The 16,148-nt window shown below is 63.9% G+C and carries 10 protein-coding genes and 1 tRNA gene; 6 read left to right on the top strand and 5 right to left on the bottom strand.

Annotated elements, in window-relative coordinates:
- Positions 1–55: 55 nt before the first annotated feature.
- Positions 56–3,133 (bottom strand): valine--tRNA ligase, encoded by a 3,078-nt coding sequence (locus FGE21_RS01885; RefSeq protein ID WP_139661195.1) that lies wholly within the window; start codon positions 3,131–3,133, stop codon positions 56–58.
- Between the two features lie 358 nt (positions 3,134–3,491).
- Here FGE21_RS01885 and FGE21_RS01890 point away from each other — a divergent pair, with 358 nt between their 5' ends.
- On the top strand, positions 3,492–5,801 hold the full coding sequence (locus tag FGE21_RS01890) for a xanthine dehydrogenase family protein molybdopterin-binding subunit (RefSeq protein WP_139661197.1): 2,310 nt from the start codon (positions 3,492–3,494) through the stop codon (positions 5,799–5,801).
- Positions 5,779–6,864, top strand: a complete 1,086-nt coding sequence (locus tag FGE21_RS01895; protein WP_139661198.1) for a DUF2235 domain-containing protein — start codon at positions 5,779–5,781, stop codon at positions 6,862–6,864. The genes FGE21_RS01890 and FGE21_RS01895 overlap by 23 nt, the downstream gene beginning before the upstream one ends.
- 284 nt (positions 6,865–7,148) lie before the next feature.
- Here the strand turns inward: FGE21_RS01895 and metF are convergent, their stop codons facing one another.
- A complete protein-coding gene (gene metF / locus FGE21_RS01900; RefSeq protein WP_139661200.1) occupies positions 7,149–8,018 on the bottom strand; it encodes a methylenetetrahydrofolate reductase [NAD(P)H] in 870 nt (289 codons plus the stop codon).
- A 175-nt stretch (positions 8,019–8,193) separates the two neighbouring features.
- On the opposite strand from metF, the gene FGE21_RS01905 reads away from it, so the two are divergent.
- On the top strand, positions 8,194–9,099 hold the full coding sequence (locus FGE21_RS01905; RefSeq protein ID WP_139661202.1) for a LysR family transcriptional regulator: 906 nt from the start codon (positions 8,194–8,196) through the stop codon (positions 9,097–9,099).
- Positions 9,100–9,330: 231 nt separating this feature from the next.
- A complete protein-coding gene (locus FGE21_RS01910; RefSeq protein WP_139661203.1) occupies positions 9,331–10,116 on the top strand; it encodes an inositol monophosphatase family protein in 786 nt (261 codons plus the stop codon).
- A gap of 35 nt (positions 10,117–10,151) precedes the next feature.
- Here FGE21_RS01910 and FGE21_RS01915 read toward each other — a convergent pair whose 3' ends face one another.
- The 3 genes from FGE21_RS01915 to putA form a co-directional block, all read right to left on the bottom strand.
- Positions 10,152–10,580 (bottom strand): GFA family protein, encoded by a 429-nt coding sequence (locus FGE21_RS01915; protein WP_139661205.1) that lies wholly within the window; start codon positions 10,578–10,580, stop codon positions 10,152–10,154.
- 125 nt (positions 10,581–10,705) lie between these two features.
- Positions 10,706–11,485: a rhomboid family intramembrane serine protease gene (locus tag FGE21_RS01920; protein WP_139661206.1), complete on the bottom strand. Its 780-nt coding sequence runs from the start codon at positions 11,483–11,485 to the stop codon at positions 10,706–10,708.
- An 86-nt stretch (positions 11,486–11,571) separates the two neighbouring features.
- The gene (putA, locus tag FGE21_RS01925) at positions 11,572–14,979 is read right to left on the bottom strand and encodes a bifunctional proline dehydrogenase/L-glutamate gamma-semialdehyde dehydrogenase PutA (protein WP_139661208.1); all 3,408 of its coding nucleotides are present in this window, start codon (positions 14,977–14,979) and stop codon (positions 11,572–11,574) included.
- Between the two features lie 112 nt (positions 14,980–15,091).
- Between putA and FGE21_RS01930 the strand changes: the two genes are divergently transcribed.
- Together FGE21_RS01930 and FGE21_RS01935 are read left to right on the top strand one after the other, a co-directional pair.
- A complete protein-coding gene (locus FGE21_RS01930) occupies positions 15,092–15,568 on the top strand; it encodes an Lrp/AsnC family transcriptional regulator (protein ID WP_139661210.1) in 477 nt (158 codons plus the stop codon).
- A gap of 290 nt (positions 15,569–15,858) precedes the next feature.
- Positions 15,859–15,945: transfer RNA gene (locus tag FGE21_RS01935), tRNA-Leu, on the top strand.
- Positions 15,946–16,148 lie beyond the last annotated feature (203 nt).

Here is a 16,148-nt window from a genome sequence, read left to right on the forward strand (position 1 = left end):
CGGGCGAAATTCATTCATTTTTTGCGATCCGGCCGTCGATTGCGCAGCCGATTGCTCAGTCGATCTCAGAGAGCCGCCCGAGTGCCTCTTTGATACGCAGTTCTTCCTCTTCGCGGGCGCTCAGGTTCTCGCGGGCTTCTTCGACCACCTCATCGGGGGCGCTGGCGATGAACTTCGGATTGTTGAGCCGCCCCCGCAGGCCGCCGAGTTCCTTGGCGAGTTTGCCGAGGGTCTTTTCCAGCCGGGCTTTTTCGGCATCGATGTCGATGATATCGGCCAACGGCAGCAGGAACGAGGCCCCCGGCGCAGAGATCGACACGCAGCCCTTGGGCGCACTGTCCACATGGGTCAGGCTCTCGATCCGGGCGAGGCGTTTGATCAGCGTCTGGTTGGCATCCCAGGCGGCCTGTCCGGCGGCGTCGATCTCGGTCACCAGCATCTCGACCTTGAGGCCGGCGGGCACATGCATCTGGGCGCGGGCGGAGCGGGTGTTCTCGATCACCGAAATCACCCAGTTCATCTCCGCATCGGCGGCGGGGTTGACCAGATCTGCCGATGTGTAGCTGGGCCAGTCGCCATGGACGAGCATCTTGGCGCGGTCGCCGGTCATGCCCCAGAGCTCTTCGGTGATGAAGGGCATGATCGGGTGCAGCAGGATCATGCATTGATCCATCACCCAGCGCATCGTCTCGCGGGTCTCGGCCTGAGCGCTCGCGTCCTCGCCCTGCAGGAGCGGTTTGGACAGCTCCACATACCAGTCACAGACCTTGCCCCAGACAAACCCATAGAGCGCCTGCGCCGCGTCATTGAACCTGAACGCTGCCAGCGCCTCGTCCACCGCCTCGCGCACGCGGGCGGTTTCGCCCAGGATCCAGGCGTTGACGGCGGCCTTGGGCGCCAGTTGCTCCACGGTGAGCTGCGGCACGCTGTCGGCAAAGACCTCGTTCATCTCGGCAAAGCGCACGGCGTTCCAGAGCTTGGTGCCGAAGTTGCGATAGCCCGCGATGCGCTGCATGTCGAGTTTCAGCACACCGCCGAGCGAGGCCATGGAGGCATTGGTGAACCGCAGCGCATCGGCGCCGTATTCGTCGATGATCTCCAGCGGGTCGACGACGTTGCCGGTGGATTTCGACATCTTCTTGCCCTTGGCGTCGCGCACAAGCCCATGCAGGTAGACGGTATCGAAGGGGATCTGATCCACAACGGCGAGCTGCATCATCATCATCCGGGCCACCCAGAAAAACAGGATGTCCTGACCGGTGATCAGCGTCGAGGTGGGGAAATATTTCGAGGTCTCCTCGGTCCATTCGGGCCAGCCCAGCGTGCCGATGGGCCAGAGCCCGGACGAGAACCAGGTGTCCAGCACGTCGGGGTCGCGGAACATCGGCACCTGCATCGGCCCCTCAAAGCTGCGGATGGTGCCTTCGTTGCGCACGTCCATCAGTTTGCGCTGCTCGATCAGAACCTCGGCGGCCTCGGTCTGATCGGCGACAATGCGGAATTCGGTGCCTTCGGCGGACTGCAGGCGCGCCTTTTCCAGCGCTTCGGCCTCGGTCGCGGCGCAGATCGGATACCAGTCGTCCTCGCCGGGGATATACCAGACCGGGATCTGATGCCCCCACCAGAGCTGGCGCGAAATGCACCAGGGTTCGATGTTTTCCAGCCAGTGGAAATAGGTCTTTTCGCCGGACTCCGGGATGATTTTCACATCACCGTTGCGCACCGCATCGAGCGCCGGGCCGACAATCTTGTCGGTCTCGACGAACCACTGATCGGTCAGCATCGGCTCGATCACCACTTTGGAGCGGTCGCCAAAGGGCTGCATGATCGGCTTGTTCTCGACCAGGGGCAGGGTTTGGGGGACCTCGGTCTCATTGCCGTCCTCATCCTTCACCGTGGTGGTGACGGTGTGCATGACGGCGAGGCCTTCGTCGGTGATTTCCTGCACCACCCGCTTGCGCGCCTCAAACCGGTCGAGCCCGCGCAGGTGATCGGGGACGAGGTTGATGGCGTCCACGTCGTTTTCGGTGAATGCAGCGCCCCCGGACAAATAGGCCTGTGCATGGGCCTGCGCCTTGGCGGCGTCTTCGGCATAGGGCGCGCCATCGTCCCGCATCGCGCCTTTCATGTCCATCAGGCGGTACATGGGGATGCCGCCGCGCTTGGCGACCTGATAGTCGTTGAAATCATGCGCGCCGGTGATTTTCACCGCGCCGGAGCCGAACTCGGGGTCGGGATATTCATCGGTGATGATGGGGATCAGGCGGCGGTGTTCCTTGGGTCCGACGGGAATTTCGACCAGCTTGCCGACGATGGGCGCATAGCGTTCATCATCGGGGTGCACCGCAACCGCGCCGTCGCCCAGCATGGTCTCGGGGCGGGTGGTGGCGATGGCGATATAGTCGCGTGTCTCCTCCAGCGTGACGTTGCCGTTCTCGTCCTTTTCCACATAGGTATAGGTCGCGCCATTGGCCAGCGGGTATTTGAAGTGCCACATATGGCCGGGGGTCTCGATGTTCTCGACCTCAAGATCGGAAATCGCGGTCTCAAAATGCGGATCCCAGTTCACCAGCCGTTTGCCGCGATAGATCAGGCCCTTGTTGAACATCTCCACAAAGACCTTGATCACCGCATCGTGGAAATTGGGCGAGTTCTCATGGCCTGTGCGCGTGTCGCCCGCTGCCCCCGCCATGGTGAAGGCGGTGCGGTCGAAATCGCACGACGCGCCGAGGCGTTTGAGCTGGTTGATGATGGTGCCGCCAGACTGCTCTTTCCATTCCCAGATCTTGGCGAGGAAATCAGGACGGCTGAAATCAGTGCGTTTCTTGCCCTCTTTGGCCAGCTCGCGCTCCACCACCATCTGCGTCGCAATGCCTGCGTGGTCGCATCCCGGCTGCCAGAGGGTGTCAAAGCCCTGCATGCGCTTCCAGCGGATCAGGATATCCTGCAGCGTGTTGTTGAAAGCATGCCCCATATGCAGCACGCCGGTGACGTTCGGCGGCGGGATCATGATGCAATAGGTCGAGGCACCGGGGCGTGCGTTGGCACCGGCGGTAAAGCAGCCCGCCTGTTCCCAGGCGGCGAAGAGGCGGCTTTCGGCCTCTGATGCGTTGAATGTTTTTTCCAGTGCCATATCGGTTGCCCCGTCCGTCGTCTTGCGTCTGATGTGAGTGGCGTGTGGTCACGCGTCTGGCATCCCATAGCGAATGGGGCGTCAAAGGGGAAGTCTGGAACCGCGCCCGCCGCGCTCTGCGGTTGCAACCGCGCGCGCTCCGACCCAACGCGCTCCGACCGAAAGTGGGCTATCCGGCTGCGAGCCGGCCAGACTGCTTGCCCGATTGCGTGCCAAATCGCCCGCGAGATCGCCGTTTGAACAGACAGCGCGCGGCGCCCGGACAAATTTCCGTCTCCTGTTCAGGGCGATCACTGGACAACCGCGCAGGGCGTATTAGGGTCCGCCACAACAGACAGATGTGCGAGGGAGCGGTCACATGGACATACGTGTCGAGAAGTTCGGGAAAAGTCAGCCGATGACGCGGGTCGAGGATCAGCGGTTTCTCACCGGGCAGGGGCGCTATATCGAGGACACCCGGCCGGAGGGGGCCCTGACGGCCTTTGTGTTCCGCAGCCCGGTCGCCCATGCGGTCATCACCGAGCTGAATGTAGAGGAGGCGCGCGCATCGGAAGGGGTGCATCTGGTGCTGACGCTGGCCGATCTGCAGGCGGCCGGGATCGAGGCGAAACTGGACGGCGCGCTGGTCAAGAACATCGACGGCAGTTCCGCTGCCGCCCCGGTGCGCCCGGCGCTGGCCGGAGACCGGGTGCGCTATGTCGGCGAACCGGTGGCCGTGGTGGTGGCCGAGACCGCGGAACAGGCCCGCGATGCGGCAGAACTGATTGAATTCGACTATGACGATCTGGAGGTGAAGCTGGATCTGGCGGTGGGCGGGCCGGAAATTCACCCGGAGGCGCCGGACAACCGCGCCTTCAACTGGGGGCTGGGCGACAAGGCGGCCACCGATGCGGCCTTTGACGCCGCCGCCCATAGGGTCAGCCTGCAGGTGGTCGACAATCGGATCATCGTGAACTCCATGGAGCCGCGCGGCTGTCATGCGACCTGGGACAACGGGCGTCTGCATTTCTACTACGGCGGACAGGGCGTCTGGGGCATGAAGGATCAAATGGTCCGCAAATTGGGGCTCGATCCGGAAAACGTGCATGTGGTGACACCCGACGTCGGCGGCGGCTTTGGCATGAAGACGATGCCCTATCCGGAGTATTTCTCTGTGGCGCATGCGGCGCGGGTGCTGGAGCGCCCTGTCGCCTGGGTGTCGGAACGGACCGAAGCGATGCTGAGCGACAATGGCGGCCGGGACCTGACCTCGCTGGCGGAGCTGGCCTTTGATGCGGAGCTGAAGATCACCGCCTACCGGGTGCATACGCAGTGCAACCTCGGGGCCTATAATTCCCACTTTGGTCAACCGATCCAGACACAGTTGTTTTCCCGTGTACTGGCCGGGGTTTATGACATTCAGACTGCCTGGCTGGAGGTCGACGGGATCTATACCAACACCACGCAGGTCGATGCCTACCGGGGCGCGGGACGGCCAGAGGCGATCTATGTGCTGGAGCGGGTGATGGACCGGGCGGCCCGTGAATTGGGGGTTGATCCGTCCGAGCTGCGGCGACGGAACTTTATCGCACCACAGAAGTTCCCCTACCGCACCGTCTCTGACGAGACATATGACGTGGGGGACTTCAATCTCGTGCTTGATCGCCTGATCCAAGAAGCCGATCTGGCCGGATTCGGCGCCCGTCGCGCGGCGGATGCCGCCGCAGGCCGTTGCCGGGGGGCGGGCCTTTGTTACTATATCGAAAGTATTCTGGGCGATCCTTCCGAGTCCGCGGATGTGGAATTTTTGGAGGACGGCCGGGTGAACATCTATGTCGGCACGCAGAGCAACGGACAAGGGCATGAAACTGTCTTTGCCAAGTTCCTTGCGGATCAGACCGGCATCCCCGTGACCGCGATCGACGTGATCCAGGGCGACAGCGACCGCATCGCCAAAGGCGGCGGCACCGGGGGCTCGCGCTCTGTCACCACCCAGGCCAACGCGACGCTGGCGACGGTGGACAAGATGGTCGCGGCCTTTGCGCCCTTCCTGGCCGAGGAAATGGGCGTTGCGGCAGAGGCTGTCGATTTCGATGGCGAGACCTTTCGTGCGCCGGGCACCAACCTGACGCCAACCGTGATCGAAGCCGCCGAGCTGGCGCGGGAACGGGGCCGCACGGATCTGCTGCGCCACCGTGCAGAGGCCCGGCTTGACGGGCGCTCCTTTCCGAACGGGGCGCATCTGGCAGAGATCGTCGTTGACCCGGAAACCGGCCACTCGGTGGTGGACCGCTATACGGTGGTGGACGATTTCGGTAATCTGATCAATCCGATGCTGGCCGAAGGTCAGGTTCATGGCGGGGTGGCGCAGGGGCTGGGACAGGCGATGCTGGAGCATGTTGTCTATGATCAGGACGGTCAGCTTCTGACCGCGAGCTTCATGGATTACGCGATGCCACGGGCCGGGGATATGCCCTGGGTCGGCTTTACCTCTGAACCGGTGCCATCGACGCAGAACCCGATGGGAATGAAAGGCTGCGGCGAGGCGGGCACGGTGGGGGCGCTCGCGGCGGTAGCCAATGCAATGCAGGATGCGCTCTGGGACCGGGGTATCCGGCAGGTGGACATGCCGTTCACACCAGTCAGAATATGGGAGTTGTTACGGGATGTTCCTCAAGCGGCTGAGTAAAGGTGTTCTGGGATGGCTCGGACGGCCCCGGCTGCTGTCCGCGCATTCCTCGGAAACCGCTGCCCGCGGGCCGCAATGCCATGTGATCATCCTGGACGGCACCATGTCGACGCTGGAACCGGGCCATGAGACCCACGCGGGCATGGTCTACCGGCTGTGCAAGGAAATGGGGCCTCGGGTCTCGGTCTATTATGAGGCCGGCGTGCAGTGGACCGCCTGGAGCAAAACGGCCGATGTGATGGTCGGGCGCGGCATCAACAAAAAGATCCGGCGCGCCTATGGCTATCTGGCGTCGCGCTACCGGCCGGGGGACAAGATCTTTCTTCTGGGCTATTCGCGGGGGGCCTATGCGGCGCGCTCGCTGGCGGGCGTTTTGGGATCGGTGGGCCTGTTGCGGCAGGAGCACGCGACCGTGCGCAACATCCGCACCGCCTATCGCCATTACCAGATGGGCAGCGGTGCCGAGGTGCGGCAGGCCTTCACCCGCGCCTATTGTCATGACCACACAGAGGTGGAGATGTTGGGGATCTGGGACACGGTCAAGGCGCTGGGCCTGCGCTTGCCGCTCTTGTGGCGCTGGGCGGATCAGCGTCATGCGTTTCACAACCACCGCCTCGGGCCACATGTGAAGGCGGGGTTTCACGCGCTTGCGCTGGACGAGACCCGGGATGTCTACGCCCCGGTCCTGTGGAACAGTGCCGATTGCGCTGAAGGTCAGGTCGAGCAGGTCTGGTTTCGTGGCACGCATGGGGATGTGGGCGGGCAGTTGGGCGGATGCGAAGAGTCACGGCCGCTTGCCAATATCTCCCTGGTGTGGATGCTGGAGCGGGCGGAAATGTCGGGCCTGCCCTTGCCCCGCGACTGGCGCATGCGCTTTCCGGTGGACGCGGACGCGCCTTCGGTCGGCACATGGTCAGGCTGGGGCAAGATCTTCCTGCTGCGCAGCCGCCGCCGGGTGGGCTATGACATCAGCGAAAAAATCCACCCCAGCGCGCATCATGAACCACAGAACAGGCGGCTCTCCACCTGGCTGAGTGTCTTCATGCGCCATACGCCGCACTAGCGGGCATCTCAAAATGGGGGCGCGGTCCTGAAGGCCCGGACCACCTGTCCCGGCCCGATCTAGACTGGCCCAATCTAGACTGGCCCGATCTAGCCCGTTCTAGCCTGACCAGGACAAGCCTGACCCGACCCAGCGTGACTTGTCCGGGGCCGGGGCATCAGGTCATTTGGGGATGGTGCAATGGTCATTGCGTCCTCCGGGGGCCTCCTCTGGCTCCCGGGGGCATCCTCTGCGCGTTTCGCAATCGCGCAGAGGTCAGGGGGACGCCGGACCGCCAACAAGGTTTACGCCACGTTCTCCAGGCGCATCTTCGATTTCACACCCAAGGCGTGGCAGACATCGCGGGTCAGCTCCGGACGGTTCAGCGTGTAGAAATGCAGCCGCTTGACGCCGCCCTCAAGCAGCTCGGTGCAGAGTTCGCTGCAGAGCGCGGTGGCCAACAGGTCGGTGCGATCATCGCGCGCGGCCTTGTCGAAGGCCTCATCCAGCCAGGCCGGGATAGCGGTGCCGCAGCTCTGGGCAAAGCGCCGCACGCCGGTCCAGTTCTCGATCGGCAGGATGCCGGGGGTGATCTTGTCGGTGTCAATTCCCGCCTTGGCACAGGTGTCGCGGAACCGAAAGAACGTCTCGGTTTCAAAGAAGAACTGCGTCAGCGCCTCATCCGCGCCCGCATCCAGCTTGCGCTTCAGCCAGTCGACGTTGGCCTGCGGGCTGGCCGCGTCCGGGTGGCTTTCGGGATAGGCACCGACGCGGAGATTGAAGCCGCCCTTGTCCGCCAGTGCCTCGATCAGCTCGACAGAGGAGTTGAACCCGTCGGCGCTGGGCGCAAACTGGCCCTGCTCCTTTGGCGGATCACCGCGCAGGGCGACAATGTCGGTGATGCCCGCTTCGGCGTATTGATCGGCAATCGCGAGGGTCTCCTGACGGGTTGCAGAGACGCAGGTGAGATGCGCGGCGACCTTCAGGCCGGAGTTCTTGTGCAACGTGGTCACCGCATCGCGGGTCAGTTCCCGGGTGGTGCCGCCGGCGCCATAGGTCACCGACACGAAACGCGGGGCCAGGGGCGCCAGGGATTGCACCGTGTCCCAGAGGCGAAACGAGGCCTCAAGGGTCTTGGGCGGAAAAAACTCAAAGGAAATCTCTGGCGTGGTCACGGTCTGTCTCTCCTCGGACGGGCGACTGGCGGGGCACGGGCAGGGCATCGTGCCGCAGTCGAGCGCGTCGCTTTTGGGGGTGCAAGTGTCGCTTGCTGTTTGACCCCTTGTGTCATGACCGATAACAGTGAAGCAAATTCATATTTCTCAAGAACAACATGAGGTGCGTCGCAGTATGCATATCGAATTCCGTCACCTTCGCACCATCAAGGCGATCCATGAGGCGGGCGGACTGGCGCGGGCTGCGGATCAGTTGAATATCACCCAAAGCGCGCTCAGCCATCAGATCAAGGGCTTGGAGGAGCAGGCCGGGGTGGAGCTGTTCCGGCGGCGGTCGAAACCGATGAAGCTGTCGGCGGCCGGGATGCGCCTGCTGCGGTTGGCAGAGCAGATCCTGCCGCAGGTGGAGGCCGCGCAGGCGGAGTTCGCGGCCCTGCGCGACGGCGAGGCGGGGCGGCTGCATATCGCGATCGAATGCCATGCGTGTTTCGAATGGCTGTTCCCGGTGCTGGAGGGGTTCCGCAAAAGCTGGAGCGACGTGGATGTGGATATCCGCCCCGGTCTCGCCTTTGAGGCCATGCCGGCCCTGCTGCGCGAAGAGGTCGATCTGGTGGTGTCCTCGGATCCAGAGGACATGCCGGGGGTGACCTTCATCGAGCTGTTTGACTACAATCCCGTCTTTGTTGCCTCCGCCCAGCATCCGCTGGCGCAAAAACCCTATGTTGAGGCCGAGGATTTCCGGGGCCAGACGCTGATCACCTATCCGGTGGAGCGCACCCGGCTGGATGTGTTCAGCCAATTGCTGATCCCCGCAGGGGTGGAGCCGGCCGCTATCCGCAAGGTGGAGTTGACGGCGGTCATCCTGTTGCTGGTCGCGTCAAACCGTGGGGTGTCGGTCTTGCCGGACTGGGTGGTGCGTGAGGTGAAATACTCCTCGGATTATGTGACGCGGCCGTTGACCGAACAGGGCATCACCCGCAGGCTCTATGCCGCGATCCGCAGCGACGACGAGGGCAAACCCTATATGCAGGAGCTGATCCGTCTGGCCCGGATCGAGGCGCGCAAGCTGCAGCAGGCCTAGGGGTGGCTCGGCCGGGTCGGGCGTGGAAGGGCCTGCTGAGGCAGACAGGGGCCAGTGCGAGCCGAGGGAAGGCCCTGTTCCCGGCCATCGGCCCTGTCCGGTGAGCCGCCCATGCGCCCGCTGCATATCTGAAACTTGCAAAGGGTGCGGCTTCACCACTTGGCAAGGGGGCGCGGGCCGTGTATGGGCACCCTTTGACCGACATCTCCCCCCGCAAGGACAGCTCATACAATGATTGGCAGCGCAAACCTCAATGTGATGATCAAGGCCGCCCGCAAGGCAGGCCGCTCTCTGGTGAAGGACTTCCGCGAGGTTGAAAACCTCCAGGTTTCCACCAAAGGGGCCGGAGATTTCGTGAGCCGCGCCGATATTGCCGCCGAGCAGATCCTCAAGGATGAGCTGATGGGCGCGCGCCCGACCTATGGCTGGCTGGCCGAAGAAGGCGGCGAGACTCCGGGCGAGGATCCCACCCGCCGCTGGATCGTTGACCCGCTCGACGGCACCACCAACTTCCTGCATGGTCTGCCCCATTGGGCGGTCTCCATCGCGCTGGAGCACAAGGGGAAAATCGTTGCGGGCGTTATCTTTGACGCCGCCAAGGACGAGATGTTCTTTGCCGAAAAAGGCACTGGCGCCTGGATGAACGAGACCCGTATCCGTGTCTCTTCCCGTCACCGGATGATCGAGTCGATCTTTGCCACCGGTCTGCCGTTTGCGGGTCGCTCTGACCTGCCGGAAACGCTGCAGGATCTGGCCCGTCTGATGCCTGCCTGCGCCGGTGTGCGGCGCTGGGGGGCGGCTGCGCTCGATATGGCCTATGTGGCGGCCGGGCGCTATGAAGGGTTCTGGGAACGGCGCCTGAATGCCTGGGATCTGGCGGCCGGTGTCATCATCGTCAAAGAAGCCGGCGGCCTGTGCGAAGCGCTGGACCCGGAGGCCTCGATCGTCGAAAGCGGCGAAGTGATCTGTTCCAACGAGCCGATCTTTGAGAACTTCGCTAAAGTTATCCGGACTTAATTCGCCCTCCCGGCACGCGGTGTCGGGCCGCGGCCCTAGGGGCGGTCAGAGATGTGATTGACCCCGTCGGTCCAGGGGATCCCGCCATCGGTTTCAGCCTGTGCTTCAGCCTGTGTTTTCGCGTAGGTGCGGGGATTGCCACCGGGCAGACAGGCGAGGTTGACGCCGCATTCCCGTGGGTCTGACCGGCGCTGGTGGTAGAGGTAGATCCCGCAGGTCTTGCAGAAATAATGCTTCGCGCTGTGGGTGCCCCAGGTGTAGAGCGTCAGGTTCTCCGCGCCCCGCGTCACCCGCAGACTGGCGGTCAAAGCGGTGACCGCCGCCGCCCCACGGCGCACGCAAAAGGAACAATCGCAGCGGCTGGCAGAGCGGAGCCCCTCGGGAAGCTCGGCCTCAATCTCGACGGCGCCGCAATGGCAGCTGGCGCGGCAGATGACGGGGGTCGCAACGGGATCGGTCGGCATTGAACTCTCCTCTCTGGTGGCTTCGGGTCGCTATGGCCCAGTCCGGTTTGCCCAGTTCGTATGGCCCACTTCGGAGAGGGCAGTTCGGAGAGGCCGGATCACCTGCCCGGATCACCTGCGCCGGATCATCTACTCCAGGGGCCAGGATGGCGGGGCCGGGACGGGCGTATGGGGCGGGCCACGCGCGGCACCCGGGTTGCACTATATCTGGTTTGCGGGTGCGGCGGATAGCCTTGTGTACGAGTCCAGTAGCTTGGCCCGCCGCGCGATATCCACAAGGGCACCGTCAGCGCCAGACCGATGAAGAAACCGCCCGCATGCGCCCAATAGGCGACACCCCCCAGCGCCGGGTCGGCTCCGATTCCGCCGAGAAACTGCATCCCCAGCCACAGGCCCAGCATGATGAAGGCAGGCACCGGGATGACGCGGAAAAACACGATCAGGATGATCAGGATGTCAACGCGCGCCTTGGGAAACATCAGCAGATAGCCGCCCATGACGCCTGCAATTGCGCCGGAGGCTCCGATCAGGGGGACGTTTGATCCGGGCGCCGAGACCACATGCGCCAAGGTCGCGCCGACGCCGCAGATCAGATAGAAGCCAAGGAAGGGCAGGTGGCCCATCTCGTCTTCCATGTTGTCACCGAAGATCCACAGAAACAGCATGTTGCCGGCCAGATGCATGAAACCGCCATGGATGAACATGGATGTCAGCAGGGTCAGCGGCGCATCGCCGGACATGATCTCTCTCGGCACAGCCGCGAAAGCGCCGTAAAAGGCCGCCAGCCCCTGATCGGTGGTAAAGCTGGTCGTATACCAAAGGTAGCCGAAGATATTGGCCGCCATCAGCAGGTAGACCACATAGGGTGTACTGCCGGAGGGGTTATGGTCGCGCAATGGAAACATGCGCAGAAGCTGGGCCGTTCCTGGCCCAGCGTCAAGGGGTTACACGCCGTTTTGCAAGCAGGCGCGCAGGCGGTGTGGCGGAGGGCTCAGGCGTTTCCACCCAGGAGCGCCGCGTTGCCGCCTGCGGCGGTGGTATCCACGCAGACGTGACGTTCCGCCATCACGCGGGCCTTGTCCGGCAGCCCCGGCACCAAGGGCAGGATGGGGCCGTCACGCTGTGCCAGCGCCTGTTCGATCTGGCGGCCGGTGGCCTCGTCGCCCCACCAGATCACGCCGGAAATCCCGTCGATGTGCTGCAGGCGATGCAGGTCCATGGCGCCGCTTGCCTCGATCACGGTGCCGCCGAGGGCGATCACCGCACGGGCCTGTTCTGCCGCGGCGGTGGGACCCGGCCCCATGCACAGCAAGGGCGCGCGGGCCGAGGTGGTCAGCCGGTTGGATTCGCCGGTCGGGCCGGGCAGGGAGGTGGTGACCGGCGCGGCCGGCGTGCCGCTGGGAGCGGGCAGATCGCTCATGGGTGCGGCCCAGCTGTCGTTGCTGCTCTGGCGATCCGGGGCGCAGAACCGCGCCAGATAGTGGGGACCGCCGGCCTTTGGACCGGTGCCGGACAGGCCTTCGCCGCCAAAGGGCTGGCTGCCGACGATGGCCCCGATCTGGTTGCGGTTCACGTATAGGTTGCCCGCCTGCACCCGGTCGCAGACATGCTGCACCCGGTCATCGATCCGGGTGTGCAGGCCGAAGGTCAGCCCGTAGCCGGTGGCGTTGATGGCATCGATCACCGCGTCAAGCTGGCGGGATTTGAACGTGGCCACATGCAGCACGGGGCCGAAAATTTCCTCTTTCAGATCGCTGATCCCGTCGATTTCGATCAGGGTGGGGCCGACAAACGTGCCGCCCTGCGGCGCCTGCATTTCCTTCAGCACCCGGCCTTCGCTGCGGGCGCGCTCGATATGGGCGAGGATCTTCGCGCGGGCGGTCTCGTCGATCACCGGGCCGCTGTCGGTTGCCAGATGCCAGGGGTCGCCCAGCTCGAGCGTCTCCATCGCGCCTTTCAGCATGGTCAGCACGTCCCGGGCGACATCTTCCTGCAGATAGAGACAGCGCAGCGCCGAACAGCGCTGGCCTGCGGATTGGAAGGCGCTTTCGATGATCGCTTGTACGGCCTGTTCGGGCAGCGCCGTGGAGTCGACGATCATCGCGTTGAGACCGCCGGTTTCCGCGATCAGCGGCGTGCCGGGGGCGCAGTGATCGGCCATGGCGGCGCGGATCCGCATCGCAGTGGCGCTGGAGCCGGTAAAGGCCACGCCACCGATCCGGGCATCGCCAGTGATGGCCGCACCGATTGTCGATCCGCGACCGGGCAGGAATTGCAGAACCCCGCGCGGGACGCCTGCCTCATGCAGCAGTTCCACCGCGCGAAAGGCCACCAGGGGCGTCTGCTCGGCGGGTTTGGCCAGCACGGCGTTGCCGGTGGCCAGCGCGGCCGAGACCTGTCCGGTAAAGATCGCCAGCGGGAAGTTCCACGGCGAGATACAGGTGAAGATCCCGGCCGGTGCCGCGTCGGGAATACGGGCCGCATAGTAGCGCAGGAAATCCACCGCCTCGCGCAGCTCGGCAACGGCGTCCATCTGTGTCTTCCCGGCCTCGCGCGACAAGAGCGCAAAGAGTTCACCATAGTGGTGCTCATAGAGGTCGGCGGCTTTGTTGAGCACATCCGCACGGGTTGCGGCGGGGGCGTCCCACGGGGTGGCCGAGGCAACGGCAAGGTCCACATCAGCGGCGCTGGCCTGTGCCACGGTGCCGATCTCGCTCAGGTCGCTGGGGTTGAGGACCGCGACAGCCGCGTCGGGCGCGGCCTTTGCCGCGAGCAGCGGTGCGGCCTGCCACTGGTGGTCGCGGAAGGGCGCGCGGGCCGTGTCAATGGCGGCCAGCGTCGGGGCATGGTGCAGATCGAAGCCTTTGGAATTCCTGCGCTCCGGCAGGAACAGGCCGGGGCCGGTGGGAATATCGGTCGTCAGGTCATCGATATCGAGGAAGGGATCGGCGGCCACGACCTCGGGCGGCACGTCCTCGTCCACGATCTGATTCACAAAGGAGGAGTTGGCGCCGTTCTCCAGCAGTCGCCGCACCAGATAGGCCAGCAGATCGCGGTGGGCACCGACGGGGGCATAGATGCGGCAGCGGGTCTTGTTGGCGGCCATCACCATCTGGTGGAGGGTCTCCCCCATGCCATGCAGCCGCTGAAATTCAAACGCCTGTCCGTCCTGCGCCATATGCAGAATTGCGCTGACCGTATGGGCGTTATGGGTCGCGAACTGCGGATAGATCAGGTCTGTATGGGCCAGCAGCTTGCGGGCATTGGCGATATAGGACACATCGGTCAGCGCCTTGGAGGTATAGACCGGGAAGCCATCCACCCCTTCGACCTGCGCGCGTTTGATCTCGGTGTCCCAATAGGCGCCCTTGACCAGACGCACCATGAAGCGGCGGTCATGGGTCCGGGCCATCACGCAGAGCGCATCAATGGCCAGACCGGTGCGCGGCCCGAAGGCCTGCACAACCACGCCAAAGCCGTCCCATCCCTTCAGCGCCGGATCGGAGATCACCTCCTCGATCACCTCCAGCGACAGCGACAGCCGGTCGGCCTCTTCCGCATCGACGTTGAGCCCCATACGCGCGGCCTTGGCCAGGAGCGCCAGCGCCTTGAGTCGGGGCACCAGCTGCTGGCGGACCGACTCTGTCTTGGCGATCTCATAGCGCGGATGCAGGGCCGAGAGCTTGACCGAGATGCCGGGGTTTTCGCGGATGTCATCGCTGGTACAGGCGCTGGCAATGGCCGAAATCGCGCGCGAGTAGGCGAGGTGATAGCGCGCGGCATCGGCTTCGGTGCGCGCCGCTTCGCCCAGCATGTCGTAGGAATAGGTGTAGCCCTTGGCCTCCATGTTGGCGGCCCGCTTCATGGCGGCTTCGATGGTTTCGCCCAGCACGAACTGGCGGCCCATTTCCTTCATCGCGCGCCCGACCGCAGTGCGGATGACCGGCTCGCCCAGCCGTTTGACGGCGCCGCGCAACGCCCCGATCGGACTGCGGTCCTCGTCCAGAACCTTGCCCGTCAGCATCAGCGCCCAGGTGGAGGCATTGACCAGCGAAGAGGTGGATTTCCCCAGGTGCCGGCCCCAGTCGGACGGCGCGATCTTGTCTTCGATCAGCGCATCGATGGTGTCGGCATCGGGCACCCGCAACAGGGCTTCGGCCAGGCACATCAAGGCGACGCCCTCTTCGGTGGAGAGGCCATATTCGGCAAGAAAGACCTCCATCAGGCCGGGCGCGGAATGGCCGCGGATGTCCTTCACCAGTCGCGCGGCGCGCGCGCAGATGGCGGCGCGGTCCTCCTCCGAGAGGGCGGCCTGCGCCACCAGCGCGTCGCGCATCGCGGAGTGGTCGACATATGTCCCGGCATCAATCCGGTCGCGCAGCAGAAGGTCACGTGTCATGGAACTACCCCATCGTCAGAGATTTTGCCCAGTATATCGCGACGGCTCTGGTCATTTTTCCCGTTGATGGCGATACTGCGGATCAAATGCGTTTATTTACGGAGTGTTTCTGATGCAATCGCGCTTTCCCGGTCTGGACCGTTTCGATCAGGCGATTCTGCGCGAGCTCAGCCATAATGGCCGGGTGTCGGTGTCGGATCTGTCGCGTGTCATCGGTCTGTCGAAATCGCCGACGCAGGCGCGGCTGAAGCGGCTGGAGACGGAGGGGATCATCCAGGGCTACCGCGCTCTGATCGACCCCATCCGGCTCGGTCTCGACCATGTGGCCTTTGTGGAGGTGAAATTGACCGACACCCGCGAGGCGGCGCTGGCGGCCTTCAATGCGGCTGTGGTTCAGGTGACGGAGATCGAGGAGGTGCATATGCTGGCCTCGCATTTCGACTATCTGCTGAAGGTGCGCTGCCGGTCGATGTCCGACTTCCGAGCCGTGCTGGGCGAGAAGATATCCTCGCTGCCGCATGTCTCGTCGACCTCGACCTATATGTCGATGCAGACCGTCAAGGACGACGGCGGCCTTGGGCCGATGTGATCGGGTGGCGTCCTGTGTCCAGGCATGTCCTGGAATGTCCTGGCCGGATGTCGGTGGGCAGGCGGCGAGCGCCCGGAAGATAATGATGAATTTCTGATTGAACCCATACCGCTGCGCCGCTAGATCTGGCGCCAACGTCGAGTCATGCAGGTCTTGTGCTGCGATTGGTCTGCTGGGTGAAAGCTGTTGGCTCAGCCGTGTATTTCGCCTTGGCATCAAGATGGCGTGACGCGATGGTCGTATCCGGCGCACTATGTGCCGGGAGCGCAAAGGTGAAGACTGCGCCGGATGCGGGCGTGATGGAATGGTAGACATACCAGACTTAAAATCTGTTGGGCCTTGTGCCCGTGTGGGTTCGAGTCCCACCGCCCGCACCAAATGCCCCGCTTTCCCATAAAGTGATTATATTCCAATGATATAGGCTTTCATTGAATCTCGGGTGTTGAAACGCCCGACATGACACTCCGCAAAACTCCCCACAGTGATCTGTTGCAAGGGGCGGGTGCGGCCGGGCGGAATATGGTGGGGCGAAGCTTTCAGGTTTGGATGCCCTTGAACATGCCGACGACACCGGTAGCGC

Origin of the sequence: Phaeobacter sp. B1627 (genome assembly GCF_006265095.1) — a bacterium.
In the GTDB taxonomy this organism is placed as follows: domain Bacteria; phylum Pseudomonadota; class Alphaproteobacteria; order Rhodobacterales; family Rhodobacteraceae; genus Epibacterium.

Bases quoted from the DNA above. Each gene is read 5' to 3' on its own strand.
- putA (WP_139661208.1), bottom strand. From the start codon at position 14,979: ATGACACGTGACCTTCTGCTGCGCGACCGGATTGATGCCGGGACATAT.
- FGE21_RS01895 (WP_139661198.1), top strand. From the start codon at position 5,779: ATGTTCCTCAAGCGGCTGAGTAAAGGTGTTCTGGGATGGCTCGGACGG.
- FGE21_RS01930 (WP_139661210.1), top strand. From the start codon at position 15,092: ATGCAATCGCGCTTTCCCGGTCTGGACCGTTTCGATCAGGCGATTCTG.
- FGE21_RS01910 (WP_139661203.1), top strand. From the start codon at position 9,331: ATGATTGGCAGCGCAAACCTCAATGTGATGATCAAGGCCGCCCGCAAG.
- FGE21_RS01915 (WP_139661205.1), bottom strand. From the start codon at position 10,580: ATGCCGACCGATCCCGTTGCGACCCCCGTCATCTGCCGCGCCAGCTGC.
- FGE21_RS01885 (WP_139661195.1), bottom strand. From the start codon at position 3,133: ATGGCACTGGAAAAAACATTCAACGCATCAGAGGCCGAAAGCCGCCTC.
- FGE21_RS01920 (WP_139661206.1), bottom strand. From the start codon at position 11,485: ATGTTTCCATTGCGCGACCATAACCCCTCCGGCAGTACACCCTATGTG.
- FGE21_RS01905 (WP_139661202.1), top strand. From the start codon at position 8,194: ATGCATATCGAATTCCGTCACCTTCGCACCATCAAGGCGATCCATGAG.
- FGE21_RS01890 (WP_139661197.1), top strand. From the start codon at position 3,492: ATGGACATACGTGTCGAGAAGTTCGGGAAAAGTCAGCCGATGACGCGG.